Origin of the sequence: Stenotrophomonas sp. PA-6-5C (assembly GCF_021605635.1) — a bacterium.
Classification (GTDB): domain Bacteria; phylum Pseudomonadota; class Gammaproteobacteria; order Xanthomonadales; family Xanthomonadaceae; genus Stenotrophomonas; species Stenotrophomonas lactitubi.
The window spans coordinates 21,422-41,408 of record NZ_WKEE01000022.1; the positions used below are offsets into that span (position 1 = coordinate 21,422).

Annotated in this window: 21 protein-coding genes; 5 read left to right on the top strand and 16 right to left on the bottom strand. The window is 66.5% G+C overall.

Annotation, left to right across the window (positions count from 1 at the left end):
* Positions 1–5 precede the first annotated feature (5 nt).
* Positions 6–2,183, bottom strand: a complete 2,178-nt coding sequence (locus tag GIW57_RS11380; protein ID WP_236510818.1) for a TonB-dependent siderophore receptor — start codon at positions 2,181–2,183, stop codon at positions 6–8.
* Between the two features lie 205 nt (positions 2,184–2,388).
* Complete coding sequence (locus GIW57_RS11385) at positions 2,389–3,237, bottom strand: siderophore-interacting protein (protein ID WP_236510821.1); 849 nt, start codon at positions 3,235–3,237, stop codon at positions 2,389–2,391.
* A gap of 155 nt (positions 3,238–3,392) precedes the next feature.
* On the opposite strand from GIW57_RS11385, the gene GIW57_RS11390 reads away from it, so the two are divergent.
* Positions 3,393–4,004, top strand: coding sequence for a TetR/AcrR family transcriptional regulator (locus tag GIW57_RS11390; RefSeq protein WP_236510824.1), 612 nt, complete (start codon positions 3,393–3,395; stop codon positions 4,002–4,004).
* 74 nt (positions 4,005–4,078) lie between these two features.
* Here GIW57_RS11390 and GIW57_RS11395 read toward each other — a convergent pair whose 3' ends face one another.
* The 13 genes from GIW57_RS11395 to GIW57_RS11455 form a co-directional block, all read right to left on the bottom strand.
* Complete coding sequence (locus tag GIW57_RS11395; RefSeq protein ID WP_236510828.1) at positions 4,079–5,737, bottom strand: tyrosinase family protein; 1,659 nt, start codon at positions 5,735–5,737, stop codon at positions 4,079–4,081.
* Positions 5,738–5,957: 220 nt separating this feature from the next.
* Positions 5,958–6,218: a hypothetical protein gene (locus tag GIW57_RS11400; RefSeq protein ID WP_099818559.1), complete on the bottom strand. Its 261-nt coding sequence runs from the start codon at positions 6,216–6,218 to the stop codon at positions 5,958–5,960.
* A complete protein-coding gene (locus tag GIW57_RS11405; RefSeq protein WP_100465506.1) occupies positions 6,215–7,564 on the bottom strand; it encodes a hypothetical protein in 1,350 nt (449 codons plus the stop codon). Before GIW57_RS11405 ends, GIW57_RS11400 begins: the two co-directional genes overlap by 4 nt.
* 24 nt (positions 7,565–7,588) lie before the next feature.
* Positions 7,589–8,737 (bottom strand): SPFH domain-containing protein, encoded by a 1,149-nt coding sequence (locus GIW57_RS11410; protein ID WP_089235748.1) that lies wholly within the window; start codon positions 8,735–8,737, stop codon positions 7,589–7,591.
* A gap of 167 nt (positions 8,738–8,904) precedes the next feature.
* Positions 8,905–9,438 (bottom strand): lipocalin family protein, encoded by a 534-nt coding sequence (locus GIW57_RS11415; protein ID WP_236510831.1) that lies wholly within the window; start codon positions 9,436–9,438, stop codon positions 8,905–8,907.
* A 14-nt stretch (positions 9,439–9,452) separates the two neighbouring features.
* Positions 9,453–10,529 (bottom strand): class I SAM-dependent methyltransferase, encoded by a 1,077-nt coding sequence (locus GIW57_RS11420; protein WP_236510832.1) that lies wholly within the window; start codon positions 10,527–10,529, stop codon positions 9,453–9,455.
* Between the two features lie 5 nt (positions 10,530–10,534).
* The gene (locus GIW57_RS11425) at positions 10,535–11,311 is read right to left on the bottom strand and encodes a DUF1295 domain-containing protein (RefSeq protein ID WP_236510835.1); all 777 of its coding nucleotides are present in this window, start codon (positions 11,309–11,311) and stop codon (positions 10,535–10,537) included.
* The gene (locus GIW57_RS11430) at positions 11,311–11,853 is read right to left on the bottom strand and encodes a DUF2878 domain-containing protein (RefSeq protein ID WP_100465502.1); all 543 of its coding nucleotides are present in this window, start codon (positions 11,851–11,853) and stop codon (positions 11,311–11,313) included. Before GIW57_RS11430 ends, GIW57_RS11425 begins: the two co-directional genes overlap by 1 nt.
* Before the next feature lies 1 nt (position 11,854).
* Entirely contained in the window at positions 11,855–13,120 is a 1,266-nt protein-coding gene (locus tag GIW57_RS11435; RefSeq protein ID WP_236510838.1) for a cyclopropane-fatty-acyl-phospholipid synthase family protein, read from the bottom strand.
* The gene (locus GIW57_RS11440) at positions 13,117–13,884 is read right to left on the bottom strand and encodes a DUF1365 domain-containing protein (RefSeq protein ID WP_236510841.1); all 768 of its coding nucleotides are present in this window, start codon (positions 13,882–13,884) and stop codon (positions 13,117–13,119) included. Before GIW57_RS11440 ends, GIW57_RS11435 begins: the two co-directional genes overlap by 4 nt.
* Positions 13,881–15,158 carry an FAD-dependent oxidoreductase gene (locus tag GIW57_RS11445; protein ID WP_236510844.1) on the bottom strand — a complete coding sequence of 426 codons (1,278 nt, stop codon included), beginning with the start codon at positions 15,156–15,158 and terminating at the stop codon, positions 13,881–13,883. The genes GIW57_RS11440 and GIW57_RS11445 overlap by 4 nt, the downstream gene beginning before the upstream one ends.
* Position 15,159: 1 nt before the next feature.
* The gene (locus GIW57_RS11450) at positions 15,160–16,116 is read right to left on the bottom strand and encodes an acyl-CoA desaturase (RefSeq protein ID WP_236510846.1); all 957 of its coding nucleotides are present in this window, start codon (positions 16,114–16,116) and stop codon (positions 15,160–15,162) included.
* 84 nt (positions 16,117–16,200) lie between these two features.
* Positions 16,201–16,968: a hypothetical protein gene (locus tag GIW57_RS11455; protein WP_236510848.1), complete on the bottom strand. Its 768-nt coding sequence runs from the start codon at positions 16,966–16,968 to the stop codon at positions 16,201–16,203.
* 144 nt (positions 16,969–17,112) lie between these two features.
* On the opposite strand from GIW57_RS11455, the gene GIW57_RS11460 reads away from it, so the two are divergent.
* The 4 genes from GIW57_RS11460 to GIW57_RS11475 all read left to right on the top strand — a co-directional run bounded on the left by GIW57_RS11460 (position 17,113) and on the right by GIW57_RS11475 (position 19,478).
* The gene (locus tag GIW57_RS11460; RefSeq protein ID WP_089235738.1) at positions 17,113–17,736 is read left to right on the top strand and encodes a sigma-70 family RNA polymerase sigma factor; all 624 of its coding nucleotides are present in this window, start codon (positions 17,113–17,115) and stop codon (positions 17,734–17,736) included.
* Positions 17,733–18,407, top strand: a complete 675-nt coding sequence (locus tag GIW57_RS11465; RefSeq protein WP_236510851.1) for a ChrR family anti-sigma-E factor — start codon at positions 17,733–17,735, stop codon at positions 18,405–18,407. The genes GIW57_RS11460 and GIW57_RS11465 overlap by 4 nt, the downstream gene beginning before the upstream one ends.
* Before the next feature lie 19 nt (positions 18,408–18,426).
* Positions 18,427–19,110, top strand: a complete 684-nt coding sequence (locus GIW57_RS11470; RefSeq protein WP_236510918.1) for an NAD(P)H-binding protein — start codon at positions 18,427–18,429, stop codon at positions 19,108–19,110.
* A 71-nt stretch (positions 19,111–19,181) separates the two neighbouring features.
* A complete protein-coding gene (locus tag GIW57_RS11475; protein WP_100465494.1) occupies positions 19,182–19,478 on the top strand; it encodes a hypothetical protein in 297 nt (98 codons plus the stop codon).
* A gap of 11 nt (positions 19,479–19,489) precedes the next feature.
* Here GIW57_RS11475 and GIW57_RS11480 read toward each other — a convergent pair whose 3' ends face one another.
* A complete protein-coding gene (locus tag GIW57_RS11480; RefSeq protein ID WP_236510855.1) occupies positions 19,490–19,975 on the bottom strand; it encodes a TspO/MBR family protein in 486 nt (161 codons plus the stop codon).
* Between the last annotated feature and the right edge of the window lie 12 nt (positions 19,976–19,987).

A 19,987-nucleotide genomic window follows, 5' to 3' on the forward strand; every position in this document is an offset into this window, starting at 1 on the left:
GGCAATCAGAAATCAACGGTGGCCGACAGCAGCGCAGTGCGCGGCGAGCCCAGTCCAGAACCGAGGCTGCCGGCCCAGTACGCCTTGTTGGTCAGGTTCTGCACGCTCGCCCGCAGCACCAGCGGATGGCCCGCGGCCTGCGTGGCGTAGCGCGCGCCCAGGTCGAACACCGTGCGGTCTGGCACCCACTGGCTGTTATCGGCGTTGATGTAGCCCTTGGACATGCTGATGGCGTTGCCGGTGAGGGTGAGGCCAGGCAGGGCGGGGACGTCCCATTCCGCGCCGAGCTTGCCCTGCCATTGCGGCGTGGCGGTGGCCAGTCGCCCCTCGTTGACGCCGCCCTGGGTGCGGGTCAGCTTCGGCTGCAGCCAGCCGATGCCGCCGAGCAGACGCAGCTGATCGCTGACCTGCCCGAACACGGTCCATTCCACGCCGCGGTTGCGCTGCTGGCCGCCGAACGAGAACACATTGCTGGCCGGGTCGGTGTAGGAGCCGGGCTTCTCGATCTCATACACGCTGAAAGCGCTGGCCAACTGGCCGAAATCCATCTTCGCACCGATCTCGCGCTGCCGCGTCTTGTAGGGTGGGAACACTTCGCCGGCATTGGCGGCGGTGACCGGTGCCGTGGTGCCCTGGCTCAGGCCTTCGATGTAATTCGCATACAGCGACAGGCGTTCGCTGGCCTTGAACAGCAGCGCGCCTGCGGGCGTGTTGGCGCTGGCATCGTAACGCGCGGTGCGCTTGCCGGTCGCGCCATCCAGGGTGTCGCTCAGCACGGTCTGGCGGCGGATGCCCACGGTCAGCTGCAGCCGGTCGCCGGCGAAAGACAGCGTGTCGGCGATGCCGACGCTGGTGGTGCGCACTTCGCCGGTTTTCGGCAGCGAGGCGTCGCTGAAGCTGCGATCCACCGCAGGGCCCCACTGCGGGTCGTGGATGTTGGTCAGCCAGTCCCGCGGCAGCAGGTTGCGCTGGAAACCGAACTTGTAGTCGTGGTGATACCACGCGGCGCTGAGCGCCAGCGCGTGGTCGACCGGACCGGTGCGGAAGCGTGCGGACAGGCCGGCCTCGGCCGTGTCCTTGTTGTAGATGAAGCGCTGATGGGCAAAGTTGTTGCGGAAGTCGCCCGCGCTGTTGACGATCAGCGTGGTGCCACTGGCGATGGAATCGAAGTCGGTGTGGCCATGGCCGTAGGCCGCGTGGGCGGACAGCTGCTCGTTGATGTCGAACTCCCAGCGCAGCGCCGCTGCCTGGTCCTTGACGTTGCTGAAGGTCCAGTCGGGCGCGAACAGGGTGTCTGCCTTCGGCGGGCGCGGCACTGCCAGCCCGGCCGCCAGCGATACGCCACGATTCAGGCCATCAACATGGTCACGGCTGGCAAACAGATCCATCGAAACCCGCGAGCGCTCGCCACGCCAGTCCAGCCCCAGCGATGCCAGCTGCGATCTGTGCTGCTGGTTGCGCGTCGCGGTATCGCCATCGCGGTGCACCGCATTGAGGCGCACGCCGAACTGCTTGCCGGCACCGAAGCGGCGGCCGATATCAAGATGACCGCCGAACTGGGCATCGCTGCCGTAGCTGGCGGTGAAGCGGGTCAAGGGCGTGTCGTCGGCCCGTTTGGGCACCAGGTTCACCGCGCCGCCCACCGAGCCGCCGGGCGGCATGCCGTTGAGCAGCGCCGACGGTCCTTTCAGCACTTCGACGCGCTCGGCCAGCTCCGGTGTTACCCGATAGTAGGGAATCAGGCCGTACAGGCCGCCAAGTCCGATGTCCGACGAGGCCACGCCGAAGCCGCGGATGTTGAAGTAGTCGGTGATACCGCCGCTCGACCCGCTGCTGTAGACACTGGGGTCGGTCAGCGCGATCACCCGCACCAGGTCCGGTGCCTGGATGTTGTCGATGAACTCGGCCGTGTAGCTGGTGGTGTTGAACGGCGTATCCATGAAGTCCAGGTCGCCGAGCAGGCCGACGCGGCTGCCGCGTGCGAGCTGGCCCCCGGCATACGGTGATGTCGGCGCGAGCTTGTCGGCACGGACGTTCACCGACGGCAACTGCGTGGCGCCCTGATCGGGCTCGGCCGCGTGTACCAGCGATGCTGCCAGCAGCGATGGCAGCAGTGCCAGCCGTGCGGTGCCAGCCAGCAAGCGCAGGCGAGGAAGGGTGGGGATGGATGTCAGGCAGATCATGGGGGTACTCGTCGTGGGAAGCGGTGCGTTCGGCCAGCGCGGCGCCGTCGATGACCTGGGGGCAGGACGACGCGGGCTGCAGGGATGGCTGGCAGAGGGCACGCAACACCCTGCGACGGGCAGGGGACATCGGCGATCTGTGGCTCGGTGGAACGATCTCCGTGCTTCGGGGCGCGGAGGATGGAGCGGGTGGATGAGGGGCGGATCAGATGTCGTCGGCGAGGTCGTCGACATCCTGCAGGCCACCGCCACGCGCGAGTACGCGCTCGTAGTTGCGGCGGCGACGCTGGTCGGTCTCGCTGGTGGTCTCGCCGCGTTTCCAGTAGCCGGCGACTGCGACATCCGCTCGATCCAGGCCGATGTCATGCAGGAAATGGCGGCGCAGCCCACGCATTTCTTCGCGTTCACCGGCCGCCCGCACCACGCTTGCCGCGCTGGTGCTGCGGGCGCGCGCGGTGCGCAGCAGCGGCGTCGGTGCAGCTGTGGAGGATGCCTCGATACGGTGCAGGACCACTCCGGCAACCGTAGGCAGTTCGGCCACCGGCAGCGGGTCATCCGATGCAATCCAGGCCTCGGCGCGCAGGCCTTCAGGCCATTGCTGCAGCAGCGCGTACAGCGCGGGAATGGCGCTCTGGTCGGCGAACAACAGCGCACTGGCGCCCTGTCTGTGTGGCACCTGCAGATGCGGGCGCGGGCCGGTCAGGGTGAATGTATCGCCTGGCTGCAACGCAGCGACCCAGGCAAGCATCGGCCCCGGAGATACGTGCAGCACCACATCGAACACGAAGCGACCTGCGGCAGGGTCGACGCTGCGCACGGTATAGATGCGCGAGACATCGCCGAACGTGGCACCCAGCGCGATCCTCACCGCCGTGTTCGCGCGAAGCCAGGGTGCCAGATCGGCCTGCGCAGGCAGCTGCGCGGTCACCCGCAGCAGACTGCCGGCCGGTCGCGCTACATCGACGACGCCGACCCGCAACGACTGCAGGCCGCGATCGTGGTCCGCTCCGCGGAGAGGGTCTCGCGGATCTTCGGCAATGGAGGTGTCGGACATCGGATATGGCCTGCAACTGCGCGAATGCGAATTAGTTACATCATAGTAAACTAATTTCACGTAGCCGCAACAATGCGGTTGCCGGCGCATTGACCAATCCGCCGGCGCTGACCACCATGGCGTGTAATCCATCCAGATGCGCGCACCGGAGTGCCATGGCTGCACCGAAGAAAAGCTCGACGCGCGGACGACCGCCCAGCATCACCCGTGAGCGGATTGCCGACGCCGGCATCGAGATGACACTGCCGAAGCTCAGCTTCGTCGGCGTGGCCGCGTTGCTGGGCGTCAGCCATATCGCGCTGTACAAGCACGTGGCCAATCTTGCGGCACTGCGCGAGCAGGTGGCCGAGGCGATTTTCGAGCGCTGGCACGCGCCGCCGTTGGCCAGGGGCAAGAGTGCGACGATCGAGGGCGACCTGTTCACCTTCCATCGGTCGCTGCGCACGCTGGTCGAGCAGAACCCGGGCCTGGCACCGTTCCTGGTCAGCCATGGTGCAAAGACATCGGAGATGGTCGAGCGCATCCGCCAGCACCATGCGGCATTCGCGCGTGCCCACGACCTGCCGCTGGAACAGGCCGCGTGGCTGCTGTCCACCGTGGCCTACCACTGCGTGGCGTTGGCCGACACGGTGTATGCACGACACGAGACGGTGGACACCTCACGCCGCGCTTATGACCCGGAAAAGGCCGAGGCCGAGTTTGATCGTGGCATGCGGGCGTTGATACGTGGCGCGTTGGCGATGTGCCGGGGCCAGGAAGCGGGGTAGGTTCGCTGCGTCGATTGCAGGTGCGGGCGCGGGCAGCGCCGCCCCGTGGCGGCGCCACCCGGCGAGGGTACCCGCTAGTTCGGGGACACCAGGATCGCAGCGTCGAGCACCGGGAACGATTGCGGTGCCTGGCCCGAGGAGGCGACCAGGCGGATCTCCAGGGTGGTCGAACCGCCGCCTGCAGCATCCGCACGCAGCGCCCCCAGCGTCTGCGGCAATGGCACGGCGAATGTCGTTGGATGATCGTGACCCATGGCTGCCATGCTCGGCCCGAAGAACGAGACCGTGCCAGCGTAGTACGGACTGTCCGCGCTCACCGAGGTGACATCTGCCGGTGCATTGATCAGCACGTCGAACTCGCGCGTGTTGTGCAGTCCATGGGGGCGCTCGAGGGTCACCTCCGCAATCAGCATGCGCGGGCCGGTGGCCGCCAGATGCGCACGAACCGTTTCGTTGGGCACCGCTACACGCACGGCGCCGTCGGTCCGCTTGCCGCGTACCAGCCGCGCGGCCTTCGCGGCGTTCGGAGCCGTTGCGGCCTGCTCTGCGGCACGGACACCGCGGCCATAGACGTAGTCATAGTCGAACGCGGTGGTCGAGAAGAACTCCGCGGCGGGGCGAGTGCCGACGTAGCGGCCCTGGCCATTGACGAAGAAGCGGAATGGTTCGTCCATGAACTGCCGGCGTTCGGCAGCGTCGGTCGGCATGATCGGGCGGCCGAAGGCCTGCTGCCTGCGGGTCCACACATCCCACAGGCGGTCCATGTTGGCGTGGTGCAGGTAGAAGATCGGATCCAGCGGCGACAGGAAGTTGGTCATGTTGCCGTAGGGGCCGGGATCGATGGCGCCGACACCGCCAATGCAGTTGTGCACCTTGTTGTGCGGGAAGCCTTCCAGCACCGAGAACTTGGTGGCCCCATCGGGCTGCAGCACGTGCGAGGTGGTGCGCGAGCTGGTGAAGCTGCGGCTGATGTCAGGGTTGTTGAACTCCACCGGTGACAGGCCGGCACGGATGGTGTCGGCGGACACGGCGGAGGCCGTCTTCGGGTCGAAGCCCGGATGCTCGCGCCAGAGATAACGGGCGCCACAGGTAACCGCGTACGCCGCATTGCCGGAAATGCCGGTCTGTTCCTTGGCGTTGTAGCCGGTGACGTCGTTCCAGACGTCTTCGGCGCTGTTGTAACCACGTAGCGAAAGCTGCTGCCGCTGCCCACTGTCCAGGGTATTCCAGTGGCGCTGCAACGCAGGCTTCATGAACTGGGTGAACACCGCCAGGTTGCGGGTGTAGGGCGTATAGGCCTTGTCGGTCGGGGTCAGCAGACCGTCGAACATCGCAACCGGAATCTGCGGAAGTTCAGTCCAGTCCCAGTACGGCATGGCGAACTGGCGATCGCCGCTGAGCTCGCGGATGGTCTGTTCGAAGTAGCCTACGTAGCCGCGGTGCCAGACATAGAACCACCAGTTGCCGTGCGGGCAATCCATCAGATGCACGAACGCATTGCGGAACCAGTTGCGCGGGTCGTCAGCCGGCAGCGCCAGCATTGCCTGGATGCCGCGCGCATAACTGGCCAGCATGCGCTGGCCCTCCGGGCTGGTGACGTTGTAGCGGTGGAAGCGCGCCACTGCGGTAGCGCCGGTCGCGCTCTGGCCACTGGCCAAGGCACTGGGCGCGAACAGCGATGCCAATGAGGCGGTGGCAGTGGTTGCTAGGAAATCACGGCGTGTGTAACGCATAGCGTCCTCCCTGGTGATTGGTTCAACCGCGTCGGGTTACGAATCACTGCAAGGGCCCGTGACTGCTGCCATGGGCCGGACGGGGACATCCAGCCCCGCCGCCCGGATCGACGGGCGCGAAGGCGCCGCCGGACCAGGGCGGCAGCAGTATAGGCACGGCATTGCGCCCGGATCTGGGCAGTACGCCACAGTCATGGCCGGCCTTGGCCGGCCGGGTCGACTATTCCGGGCCGGTCTTCACCCGCGCCACCCGCTTTCGGTACTCATACACGTTGTCACCGCGGATCCGCTTTTCCTGCGTTCCGCTGATGCTGTCCACGCGACGATCCGAGCCGGTCACCGGCTTGGCATCGATCTCGGTTTCGTGTTCGAACGAATGCGATTTGTCGGTGTTCCGGTAGAACCGGTACAGCGCCCAGTACAGCGCGGTCGCGCCGGCCGGGCCTGCAGCCAACAACCAAAGACCACTGTCATCACTCATGTGCTGGCCACCAGGAAGGCAATTGCGAGGGCTTCGATGATCGTGCCGGCGGTCAGCGCCGCCAGCAGCATCTTCCATTGCTGCACGGGCACGCTGCCCATGGTTTCACCGGTCCGGCCGTTCACCGCGATGTAGTGCAGCATGCCGCCGTTCTTGCCGGGCTGGTGGTACGAATACAGCCATACCGGCAGATACATGGCCACCCAGCGGGTGCCGTGCACCTCCAGCTGCTCCTGCTCCCAGCGCACGCCACGGTCATAACGGCGCACCGTGCCTTCCACCTGCGCGCGGGCGATCGACAGCAGCTGGTCTTCCAACCGCGGCCGCAGCTTTTCGACGTCGAGATTGCGCTTTTCCGAAGTGAAGCCCGCCAGGTAGGAGGCGTTCCACTTCACCGCGTTCTTGGTGTCGAACGGCAGAATCGTGTTGATGATGTTGTTGGTGTTGGCGCGCGTGTCGAGATTGCCGCGCTCGGCCGACGATTCCAGTGGCAGGTCGTCCACGGTGAAGTCGACCTGGCGTTCCACCTGGTAGATGTCCGCGTCGTAGTAGGTCTGCTTGTTCTTTTCGCTGCCGCGGGTGTACTCGCGCGTCTTGATCTCGCCCTTGCCGGCCACGGCCGCACTGACATTGCCGTCGACGATCATGTAGGGCAGGTACACACCCACCACGTTTTCCGGGGTGAACTGCTCCTTGAACGCCTTGAGCGCGAACATCCGGCGCTTGTCGACGAACTGGCGGATGCGCGCGACCGCATCCTCCTTCTTGATGTGGAACGGCAGCACGGCGTCAGGCACGGCGCCGTTGGCGATCTGTTCGTTCACGCCGAACACGTGCCGGCACCAGTGGCAGCGCGCTGTCATCGTGCTTTCGGTGTTGACCGTGACTTCGGCGCCGCAGCCGGTGCACTTGAAGGTCATCAGTGCCGAGGTGTCGGCATCGATATCGCGTGCGCCCGATGCGATGACGGTGCCACGCAGCTGGTCGATGGCCTCACCCAGCCCGAACTCCTCCTCCACCCGTGCGCCATGCCATTCGTGACGGCAGTACAGGCAGACCAGGATATCGGTGCCCAGCTTGGGCCGGATGTCGGTAGCGCCGCACTTCGGGCAGCGGTTGAGGCCGTCTTTCAGTTCGGCCGCAGAGGTATCGATGGCGACCGGGTCGGGCGCCTCGATCTCATTGCGTATGGCCTCAGGCAGCTTCGAGGTATCGAGCGGGAAGCTGCCGGGCAGGGGAGGGACGTCCTGCGGCGAACCCGGCCCGTCCAGCACCGCCGCCGGCAGGGGCGGCGGTGCTGAAGCGGATCGGGGCAGCGGCGGAGGCGTGTCTCTGGGATCGGACATGGTGGTTGCGCGTCCTGCGTCTGCTTACAGTCCCAGCGCCTTGGCCTTCAGCGCGTCGTAGTCGGTCTGGGTGATCAGGCCCAGATCCAGCATTTCCTTGGCCTTCTTCAGCTTGGCCACCGGGTCGTCGGCAGCCGGAGCGGCCGGGGTCGCTGGCTGCTGCAGGTTACCCGCGCCGAACATGCCCGACGCCATGCCCACGCCGACAAGGCCGGCGGCACCGCCGTTCTCACCCGCGGACTGGATGCCTTGGGCAACGCTGGCCTGCAGGTTGGAATTGCCGCGCGAGCCGGACAAGGCATCGGCGCGCTGCACGGTCTTCAGCAGTTCACGGGTGTTGGCGTCGTACTCGATCGAGACGATGGCAGTCTTGACGATGGCCAGGCCGCGATCGGATTTCCACTGATAACCCTGTTCGACGGCGGCCGACAGGCTCTGCGCAAAGCCCAGCGAGTCCTGCTGCAGCTTGGTGATGCGGTTGCCCTTGCTTGGATCGTTGGTGTACAGGCTGAATGCCGGCGCCAGCGAACCTACCACTTCATTGAACAGCTGGCTGGCAGCGGCGTTGTCCAGGTCGGTGAAGTCGAACACCTGGCCCGGCTGCAGGTAGCTGGCCGGTACAAAGTTCTTCACGAACAGGATCGGGTCGACGATCTTCAGCGTGTACGAGCCACGGGTGACCGCGCCGACCTGGGTGTTGAGGAAGCCGTCGTCCCAGTAGATTTCCGACTGGGTGCCGAAACGGTTGTCCGGCAGTTCCTTCAGCGAAACGAAGAAGGCGGCCTGCTGCGAGCCCGGCTGGCCGCCGAACTTGAAGCGCTCCCAGCTCTGCTTGATGAAGGTGCTGACCAGGCCGTCGCCGGCAAAGATCGACTGCGAGTTCAGATCATCCGAGCGCCACTCGTAGCCACCCGGCTCGGCGACGAAGGCGGTGATCGCGCCATCCTGGAACAGCAGCAGGCCGTAGCCTTCCGGCACGACGATCTTCGAACCGTTGCTGATGATGTTGGAGGAGCCGCTGGTGTTCGAGCCGCGCCCGGCATTGGTGCCCTGCGGCACCGCTGCGAACAGGGCTGCCGTGGACGGCAGGCCGGTCGGCACGGTGTAGAAGTCTTTCCATTGGTCAGCCAGCACGCCGCCGACTGCACCCTTCACCGCTTGTACCAGACCCATGACCCACTCCCTGTAGTTGCCGGACAGGCACCACGCCTGTCGTGCTCGGCTGACTATAGAGGAGGCAGGCTAGGCGCGGCTAGCGGCGTACCGAGCCCCCATTCATCTCGTCGTGGGCCCTGGCGCGCCTGAAGCCCCAGCCGCAACCCCTAGCACTTGCAGGCGTCTCACCGTACCGATTGCGGCACCCGGCGCAGCTTTGCGGTGTCATACCCCATCGCCTTGATGCGGGCGACTGCCTGCTGGTACTCCGCCTCGCTCACCTGCGGCGTACGCGCCATGTACCACACATAGTCGCGCTTGCTGCGGGCCACGATGGTCTGCGTGTAGCCCTCGTCCAGCCAGGCAATGAGGTACTCGGCCTGGATGGGCCAGATGAACTGCATGCCCCAGACCGCGCCATTGTCGTGCTTCTCGACGCGGCCTATCGGGTGCATCGACTTCTGCGGTGACTGGAAGCTGCCCTTGCGGTAGGTGAAAGTGGTCTGGATGCGGCCATCGGCCCGCAGCGCATAGCTTTCCACCGCATCGAAGGCCTCGCGCTCGGGCCGCGACGGAATATGGGCGATGACATACCAGTCGCCCATGAAACGGGGTACGTCGACCTTCGACGGCAGCGGGATGGGGCGGGTGTCGTGGCTGCTGCAGCCTGCACCGAACAGGGCAACGGCCAGCAGCGTGAACAGTGGGGCGATGCGCATGGTGGCAGTCTCCTTCAGCGAGGACGGAACAGGTAGTGGGCGACCAGCCATTGCTGGCCGTCGTCGTAGCCGAACAGCTCGGCGCAGGCCATCCAGAACATGCGCCAGCGCTGCCACCAGATGCGTGCGGCGGCTTCGTCGCCATAGGTCTGCGCCAGGATCGGCAGCAGCTGCTCGCGGGCGGCATCCTGGTTGGCCAGCCAATGGTTGGCGGTGCGCTGGTAGTGGGTGCCGTCCAGCAGCCAGCGCTGGTCCAGCACCAGCTCGCGCTGGAAGTGCAGCAGCGTGTCCGCGGCCGGCATCAGGCCGCCGGTGAAGAAGTGCCGGCCCATCCAGTTGTCGTCGCCCTCGGTTTCGAACGGATACATCAGCGTGCGATGGGCGAAGATGTGCACGAACAGCGCGCCGTCCGGCTTCAACCAGCGGGCGATGCGACCCAGCAGGCGGTCGTAATTGCGCACATGCTCGAACATCTCCACCGATACGCAGCGGTCGAATGCCGCTGCAGGCAGCTCCAGCTGGTTGACGTCGCGGGTCAGCACCTCGACGTTGCCGAACCCGCGCGCCTCGCACTGCGCCAGGATATGGCTGCGCTGGCTGTGCGAGTTGGACACGGCGGTGATGCGCGCGTTCGGGTAGCGCTCGGCCATCCACAGCGTCAGCGAGCCCCACCCACACCCCAGCTCAAGGATGTGCTGGCCGTCGGCCAGCCCGGCGCGCTGCCCGTACAGTTCCAGCATCGCGTCCTCGGCCTGGTCCAGCGTCTCGCTGCCGGTACGGTAGTAGCAGCTGCTGTACTTCAGGCGATGCCCCAGGCAGCCCTGGAAGAAGGCGGCGGGAACCTCGTAGTGCTGGCGGTTGGCCGCATCCACATGCAGGGCCAGCGGGCTGCTGGCCAGTTCGGCAATGCGGCGGCTGAAGCGCTGCGACTGCTCCTCCATGCTGCCGGCCGACTCTTCGGCCAGGCGTTGTGCGCACAGGCGACGGATGCCCGCGCGCAGGGCTGCATCAGGCAGCCAGCCACGCTCGGCCCAGCCGGTGAGTCCGCCCTCGGTATCGGCAACCGGAGCAAGGGACGGGGTGCTGTTCATCGGAATCACTCCTTGGGGCTGCTCGGAAACCAGGGGAAGAACATCGAGGTGCTGCGCTGGTAGTCGCGGTAGTCATCACCGCGACTGCGCAGCGCCTGTTTCTCGGTGAAGGGAACGCCACTGAGGTAGCGCAGGAATACATACATCAGCACCGGCCCGGACCAGGCCAGCCACCACAGGGGCGACGTTGCTGCCAGCAGCACATAGGTGAACCAGTGCAGCCACTCGAAGAAGTAGTTGGGATGGCGTGTATACCGCCACAGCCCTTCGCGGCAGGTGCGGCCCTTGTTGGCCGGGTCGGCACGGAAGCGGGCCAGCTGGCGGTCGGCGAGTGCCTCGCCACCCACGCTGAGCAGCCACACCACTACTGCCGCTGCGATCCAGCCAGGCATGTCGCTGCGTGGGTTGCTGGCCACGGCCACGAACGGCAGCGCAAACAGCACCACCAACGCGGCCTGTGCCATGAAGAAGCCGAAGATCTTTCCCTGATGGCCGTGCCAGTGCTCACGTAGATAGCGGTAGCGACCGTCTTCCGCCTCGCTGCGCACACGGCGCCACAGATGCAGGGCAAGCCGGCTTCCCCACAGGCCACCCAGCAGCGCCAGCACGATGCGGGGCTGCAGCGCGCCATCGCTCAGCCATGCAAGCAGCAGCGCGCCTGCCGCCACACCCTTTGCCCAGAGAACATCGACGATGCCGATGTTGCGGTGCCTGCGCTGCCAGGCCCAGCCCCAGGCCATGATCAGCACGGCATACAGCAGTACCCACCACACGCTGCTCATCAGGTTGCTCCAATCAATGGGGTGTTGTGGTTGCCGGGCGTTCCGCGGCGGGCCACCGCGCACAGCAGCGACAGCGCGATGCACCAGCCCAGTGCCAGTGTTGCCACGCCCTGCCAGGCCGGGGCGGTGAAGTGCACCGCCTGGAATCCGCGCGCCGCAGACAGATACGCCAGCGGCGCCAGCAGGCCGAGGGCCACCGGCAGCAGCCAGTTCCGCTGCAGGAAGGCCATCGATGCGGTCAGCGTCATCGCAAAGGCAGCCCACAACGCGAAGATCCACGGCGGTGGCACCCATCCCAGCGGCGCAGCGGCGTAGTGCACGCTGCCGCTGGCGGCAGCGCTGCCATCCACCAGCCAGGCGCAGGCGAGCGCGAGCAACAGCAGGCGAACATCCAGGCGCGGCTGCGGCGAGGTGAGCAGCTGGCTGCCGACATACACGCTGGCTGACAGCACGGCCGGCCATTGCCAGCCACGGCCGGCGCCGGCAACGGCGCACAGCCACACCATCTGGTTGCCGATCACGTTGACCCAGGTGCGGCGCATGTCAGCCGGTCCGTTCGCGATGGGTATCCGCTTCCGGGCGGTAACCAGGCCGCGCCAGCAGCAGATGCGACACGCCGATGGAGCGCTCCAGGAAGCCACCTTCGCAGTAGGCCAGGTAGAACTCCCACAGCCTGCAGAAGCGCTCATCGAAGCCCTGCGCGTGTACCGCCGGCAACTGCGCGAGGAAGCGCTGCCGCCAGGCGCGCAGGGTCAATGCATAGGAATGGCCGAAGTCCTGCTGGGCGATCAACTGCAGGTCGCAGGCCCGGGTCTTGGCGGTCAGGATGGCGTTGATCGAGGGAATGAAGCTGCCCGGAAACACGAAGCGCTTGATGTAGTCCACGCTGCGCCGCGCCTGTTCATAGCGCTGGTCCTCGATGGTGATGGCCTGCAGCAGGGCCAGCCCATCAGGCTTGAGCAGCCGCTGCAGGGTGGCCATGTAGGTATCCAGATACTCGGCACCGATGGCCTCGATCATCTCGATGGACACCAGTTTGTCGAACTGCCCCTGCAGATCGCGGTAGTCCTGCATCAGCAACGTCACGCGATCCTGCAGCCCGGCCTCGCGCACGCGCTGTGCGGCCAATGCGTGCTGCTCGGCGGAGATGGTGGTGGTGGTGACATGGCAGCCGTAGTGCTGCGCGGCATGCACGGCAAAGCCACCCCAGCCGGTGCCGATCTCGACCACGCGATCGCCCGGCTGCAGTCGCAGCTGCTGGCAGATGCGGTCCAGCTTGCGTCGCGACGCACGCTCCAGCGAGTCACCGGCATCGGTGAACACCGCCGAGGAGTACATCAGGTCCGGCGACAGGAACAGGGCGAAGAAATCGTTGCCCAGGTCATAATGGGCGGCGATGTTGCGACGGCTGCCTTCGCGGCTGTTGCGCCGCAGCCGGTTCCAGCCGCGCAGCAGCCAGCCGCCGATGCGCGCCGGCCCGCGTTCCATGCCATCCAGCAGGTCGCGGTTGCGTACCAGCAGCTGCACCAGCGCCACCAGGTCGTCGCAGCGCCAATCACCGTTGATGTAGCTCTCGCCGGCGCCAACGCTGCCGTTCGCGGCTACCTTGCGGTAGAACGCCGGGTCGTCGATGGTCACGGTGACCTGCAGGTCGCTGCCTGCGTTGCCCAGCTGCACCTCGCCAAACGCATCGCGAACGCACAGGCGGCCGTCGTGCAGCGGCGCGAGCTGGGCCAGCAGGCGCCGGCGCAGGAACGCGTCCAGGGTGCCGGGCTGGGGTAGGGTGGCCGAGGGGGTCATTTCGTTCATCGCGTTTTCTCGGCTAGGGAAGGATGGTCGTGCACGGGGTTGCGCTTGAGCCAGAGCCGCAGTGCCTGCCAATGGATGGCGGCGACCACCTGTGCGCTCATCAAGGGGTAGCCGGCCAGCACCCGGGCAAGTCCGCGGCCATCAATGGGCCGCCGCTGCATGCTCTGGGTGGCATCGAACTGGCGTTGGCCGTCGCGCCAGACCTGCATGTGCACGCGCAGGTCATCAGCGGGCGCGGTAAAGCGCCAGTCATAGGCGCAATCCATCGGCATGAAGGGGGAAACGTGGAAGGCCTTGTCGAACTGCCAGCGCAGGGCGCGACCCTGCCGCACCGCGGTTTCGACCGGCAGCACGTAGGCGTGCCGCTCCTTCCAGGGGGTATTGGTGATCTCGGCGACGATGCAGTCCAGGGTTTCGCCGTCTGCGTGGTAGCAGTAGTAGAAGCTGACCGGATTGAACACGTGGCCGCCGAACCGCAGGTGGGTCAGCAGGCGTACCGGACCATCGGGGCGCCGCCCGAGTACCGTCGCTGCATGGCCACGCACTGCGTCGGCAAGGGAGGTCGCTGGATCGCCGAAGTAATCGCTGCGGCGGAACTCTGCCAGGTTGCGGCGCCCGACCGACCACAGCCAACGTCCGGCAAATACCTGGTCCAGCTCGTCCAGATCCAGCAGCAGCTGTGCGATCGGGTAGCGGAACGCGTGTGCATGCGGGTGGTAGCGACGATGCTCGACGTGGCCGAAGTAGATGGCGCTGGCGCTCACGCGGGCACCTCCATCTGCTGCGCGATGTCGCTACGGGATGAGCGCGCCTGCAGTGCGTCGACCACGCGGCGAGCACTGCGGATGCCATCCTCGTGGAAACCCCAGCCCCAGTACGCACCCGCAAACCATGTGTGGCGAAGTCCCTGCACCTCGGCCCAACGCTGCTGTGCACTTACGGCGCTGTGGTCATGTACCGGATGTGCGTAGTGCAAGCGGCGCAGTACCTTGGCCGGATCGATGGCCTCGCTGCGGTTGAGGGTCACCACCAACGGAGTGTCGCCGGGCAGCCCCTGCAGCAGGTTCATGCAGTAGCTGACCGTGCAGGGCGCAGCGGGGTCGCGCGGCACATGCGCGTTCCAGGCCGCCCAGGCCTTGCGGTTGGCGGGCAGCAGCGAGGCATCGGTATGCAGCACCGCCTCATTGGGCTGGTAGCGGATCGCACCGAGCACCGCCTGCTCAACCGGATCGGCGTCGGCCAGCAGCGCCAGGGCCTGGTCGCTGTGGCAGGCCAGGATCACTTCATCGAAGCCTTCAATGCCGTTCGCCGTGTGCACACGCGCGCCCCAGGGCATGCGCTCGACCGCGTGCACGGGGCATTCCAGCCGTTCGTGCACACGCCAGCGCGCACGCAGCGCGTCGACGTAACGCGCCGAACCACCCTTGACCACGCGCCAGGGCGCGCGTCCGGTCATCTGCAGCATCTGGTGGTTGGCCATGAACTGCACCAGGTAGCGCGCCGGGAAGTCCAGCACCTGCGCGGTCGGTGACGACCACAGCGCCGAGGCCATCGGCAGCAGATGCTCCTGCACGAACGCCTCGCCATAGCGCTGGCTGTGCAGGTATTGGCCCAGCGTAGGCCCCTTCTCCTCGCCGAGCAGCAGGGGGGCGTCACGATAGAAGCGCCGCAGGTCGGCCAGCATCCCCCAGAAGCGCGGCGAGAGCAGGTTGCGGCGCTGGCAGAACAGACCGTCCAGCGATGTGGCGTTGTACTCCACGCCGCTGCGCTCGCTGTGCATCGAAAAACTCATCGTGGTCGGCTGCGAGGCCACGCCAAGTTCATCGAACAGGGCCGACAGCAGCGGATAGTGCAGGGCATTGAAGACGATGAAGCCGGTATCGACCGCCATCCTGCGACCATCCACCGTCACATCGTGGGTATGGGTGTGGCCGCCCAGGTAGTCGTTGGCCTCGAACAGAGTGACGTCATGCTCGCCGTCCAGCCACCACGCGCTGGCCAGACCGGCAATGCCGGAGCCGATGATCGCGATGCGCATGTCAGTGCCTCGCCTTGGCCAGCACCCAAGCCGGGATCGGCTTGAGCCCCTTCACCAGGCCCAGCGCAGCCATCACCCGCAGGCCATACCAGCTGATGTCGATCTCCCACCAGTGGAAGCCCTGGCGCGCGGTGCCGGGGAAGAAATGATGGTTGTTGTGCCAGCCCTCGCCGAAGGTCAGCAGGGCAAGCCACAGGTTGTTGCGGCTGTCATCGCGGGTCTCGAAGCGGCGCCGGCCGAAGCGGTGCGCCAGCGAATTGATGGTGACCGTGGCATGGAACAGCACGACGGTGGAGATGAAGAAGCCCCACACCAGCAGCTGCGGGCCGGAGGTATGCAACGCCGGGGCCACGCGCTCCAGTACCGCGCCGAGGCCGTACAGCGCAGCGGCCAGCAACACCGGAACCACAGTGTCGAAGCGGTCCAGCCAGCGCAGTTCGGGGTATCGGGCCAGATCGGGAATGCGCTGCAGGTCGGTGGCAAAGGCGCCGCGGGTGAGGAACCATCCCATGTGGCTGCGCCAGAATCCGCGCTGGCGTGGGGAGTGCGGGTCCTGCGGTTGATCGGCGTGGCGGTGGTGATGGCGGTGGTGTGCTGCCCACCAGAGCGGGCCACGCTGCACGCTGGCGGCACCGATGACGGCGAACACGAACTGCACGGTGCGCGATGCCTCGAAGGTGCGGTGCGAGAAGTAACGGTGATAGAACGCGGTGATGGCGAACATCCTGATCGCGTACAGGAACACTGCGACCGCAACCGCCGTCCAGGACACGCCTACCCAGATCACCCCGAGGCAGGCCACGTGCAACAGCGCGAAGGGCAGGGCGCGCAGCCAGTCGATGCGGTCACCCTGACCGCCGTCCGCCGCCGCTTCGCTTCCGGCATCGGTATCGAACCAGCGCTTCAAGGTGCGCAACAGGCGCGAACGTCTGCGGAGTGGAGGCGCTGCGGATGCCATGGACGGGAGCCCGAGGAAGTCGATTGCCTACCTCTACGTGTTGTGGTGCCGGTTGGATGCAGACGATTGCACTCGACTGCGTTTTCACTTGGCCGTAACAACGCAGCTCGATACCAGCGGTTGCTGCAGGTCATCGCGCCAGCGTTGCTCCGGCTGCTCGGTGGCGGCGGCGGCAAAGCGGACGGTCACCTGCGGATAGTCGCCGCGCGCATCGCGCAGATTGCTGGTGCCGCGGAACTCCAGCAGACGGCGATCGGCATCGGCGTAGACCAGCGACAGACGCGGTGCCACCGCGCCGAACCATGTGTCAAGACGGACATCCACGGCGTGGGCGGCACGCCCCTGCCAGCGCACGGCGCCCTGGTATTGCACCTGCACGGGGTAGAAGCGCTGCCGGCCGGGCACCAGGAAAGGCAGGCTGACCGGCCTTCCATCCAGCAGCGTCTGCCAGTGGCCCCGCACGGCGGCATCGAAACCGACGTCGATCACGGCGTCCGCTGGTAGAGGCAGCTGCTTCGTTCGTGAAGGCGCAGACCTGTCTTCCTTCCAGTCGACCTGGACCCCGTCGCGGCCGACCACCACGCGGGCCGCCTGGCCGCTGCGGGCGTCCTGCAGCACATAGCCCCGCGCCTGCAGCCGCGCGGCGGCGGGCACCTGTTTGCGGGCGAAGGGTTGCCCCGCAGGGCAGAGGTACTCCACCCAGCGCTCGCTGCCATCGCCGGTCCCGCGCTGCCAATGCACTTCGCGGTAGGCAGTGGTTCCGTTGGGCAGGGTGGCAACGCCCTCCGAACGCAACAGCGGCGCCGCACCGACGGCGCAGGGGGCGACCATCAACAACCAGGCAGCACGCATCGGGGCGATCCATGGGAGACTTGCCCGCCTGTACGGGCGCCGGCACCGACTGGATGCACGCTGGCGCCCATCCCGGGTGCATCCAACTGGCGCCGCTGTGCGTAGAGACAAGGACTCCTCTTCACTCAACGGCTGCCCCCGCCGATGTACCGTCCACCCGCCAGCCCCTCTCTTTCCTTCGACACCGCGCGGATCGTGTCCAGTTCACAGCAGCCCAGCAACGAGCCGACGAACTGGAATGGCGAGATGGACGGCGTCGCCCGGCTGCGCGACCGTGACTGTTTCATGCGCATCTACGACCATTTCATGCCGCGCCTGTGCATCTACCTGCGCGGCCTTGGCGCACCTGCAGCGGTGGCCGAAGAACTGGCCCAGGAATGCCTGCTGCGCCTGTGGCTGCGCGCAGCCGAATTCGATCCTGCGCAGGGCGCGCTGAGCACCTGGCTGTATCGCATCGGCCGCAACCTGCACATCGACCGGGTGCGCCGTGAGCGGAGCTGGATGCAGGTACAGGAGGCGGTGGAGGATGCTGCCGCTGGAGATGTCAGCGAACGCAGCAGCGCCGAACAGTTTGCCGACCATGCCCGTCTGCGCCAGCGTATCAACGAGCTGCCGGCCACACAGGCGCGCCTGGTGCGGATGTCCTACTTCGAGGCCAAGAGCCACAGCGAGATCGCACAGGCGCTGGGCATGCCGCTGGGTACGGTCAAATCGCACCTGCGACGAGCGTTCCTGCAGTTGCAGTCGAAGGTCGGGGGTGCATCATGAATCCGCACCACCATCTGCATGAGTCGACGTTGATGAGCTATGCCGCTGGCGCCCTGCCGACGCCCCTGAGCATCGTCGCCGGTACGCATCTGGAACAGTGCCCGCACTGCCGCCAGCGCCTGCGCGAAGCGGAGGCCATCGGTGCCGCGCTGCTGGAGCAGACCCAGCCGTCGGCAGTTGAGACGCGGCGGGCAGGGCTGCGCGACGCAATGCTTGCGCAGCTCAATGAGGTCCAGACCGGCCCGGTGCCGAGTCCGCTGCGGTCGATGCGGCCGGAACGGCCGGAGGCCGATCCGGACCATCTGCCGAAGTCGCTGCATCCTTACTTTGGCGATTCGCTGGGTCGGCTGCACTGGCGCTGGATGGCCCCCGGTGTGCATTGCATCCGCGCCGAGCAGATGCCTTCGCTGATCATGTTGAAGATCGCGCCGGGCAAATGCCTGCCGATGCACAGCCACGGCCGCAGCGAACTGACCCAGATCCTGCGAGGCTCCTACAATGATGCGCTGGGGCTGTTCGCGCCCGGCGATGTTGCAGACCTGGACGAGGACGTCGAGCACCAGCCGGTAACGGCGCCTGGTGTACCGTGTATCTGCGTTTCCGCGCTGGACGCGCCGCTGGTGTTCAGTGGTTGGCTGGCCCGCAAAATCCAGCGCTTCGTCAAACTCTAGTCTTCTTCAAGGTCAACGCATGCACGAAACACGCCCGCTGCGGATTCTGCTGACCGGTGCGACCGGACTGGTCGGGCAGGGCGTTGCCCGTGCCTGCCTCGCTTCGCCGCAGGTTGCGCGGACCGCAGCCCTGGTCCGCAGCAAGGCCGGGATCGACGCTCGAATCGAGCAGATCGTGCTCGCGGATTTCCAGCAGGCCCGCAACGTGAGCCCGCAACTGGCCGGATTCGATGCCTGCTTCTACTGCGCCGGCGCGCCGCCGGTCGGCACCGCCGAGGATGAGTATCGGAAGGTCACGCTCGATGCCACTCTGGCTGTGGCTGCAGCATGGGCCGAGGCGAATCCAGACGGCCGGTTCCTGTATGTCTCCGGTGCTCATGCCAATCCACACAGCCGGATCATGCCGCTGCGCATCAAGGGCGAGACCGAGACTGCATTGGCGCAACTCCCTGTACGCACCGTCATGCTGCGCCCTGCCGGGGTACGTCCCGTCGCTGGCACCGGCACCCGCCATGCAGCATTGAAGCCGCTGTATCGCCTTGGCGGCCCCTTGATGGCGGCAGCGGGTCGCATCCTGCCTTCACTGGTGACCAGCAACGAGGCCATCGGCCGCGCGATGATCGTGCTGGCGACGATGCTGGACCCGCCAGCAGTGCTGGAATGCGCGCAGATCAATCGACTGGGTTCTGTTTCCGCAGACTGAGGGCCGTGGTGCACATCTGCTGCACATCGCGGCAACTACAGTCGAGGCTCCTCCTTCTGTGACGCATCGACGTGAACCTGCAGCCATCGTCCTCTCCGCTTCGCCCCTCGCGTCCAGCGCCTGACAACGGCCGTTTCGACCTGCTGGATGTCAACGCGCTGCAGGATCCCGGCAGCGGCCGCATCGTCCATCTCTATTCGCTGGTGGCGCGCTGCCTGTCCTGCGAGCTGGTGTTCAAGGCGCAGGAAGGCGATGGACTGGTCAGCACCTCTGCCGCACGCGTACTGCGCTGTCCGACCGGCTGCGGCGAGCAGGCTTTCAGGGGCAGCGTGCTGCGCCAGTGGCGGCAGGCGCCACACGCCTTGTAAGCATTGCCCGGCTAAAGCACGCCCGGATTAGCCTGCCACACGGCGAAGTTGAGCGCGCTGGCGAACGCCACCCATGCCAGGTAAGGCAGCAGCAGCCACGCCGCTGCCGGACGCACGCGATGGAAGGCGACCACCGTGGCCACGATCAGCACCAGCAGCAGCAGGATGTCTGCAAACGCCAGCGCCCCCTGCTTCCAGCCGAAGAACAGCCAGCTCCACAACACATTGAGGGCCAACTGCAGCAGGTACAGCGCCAGTGCAGGCATGGCCTGGCGCCATCCGCCCTGGCGCCAGACCAGCCACGCGGCCAGCGCCATCAATGCGTACAGCACCGTCCACACCGGGCCGAACACGCTGGCAGGCGGCGCCCATGCAGGCAACGCGAGGCCTGCGTAGAAGTCCGCTGCCGAGATCGAGGCGCGGGCGCCCAGCGCCGCGGCCAGAAAAGTGACGACGGCCCAGCCCAGAAAACCAACAACCTGCCTGCGGACATTCATGGTGTATCTCCT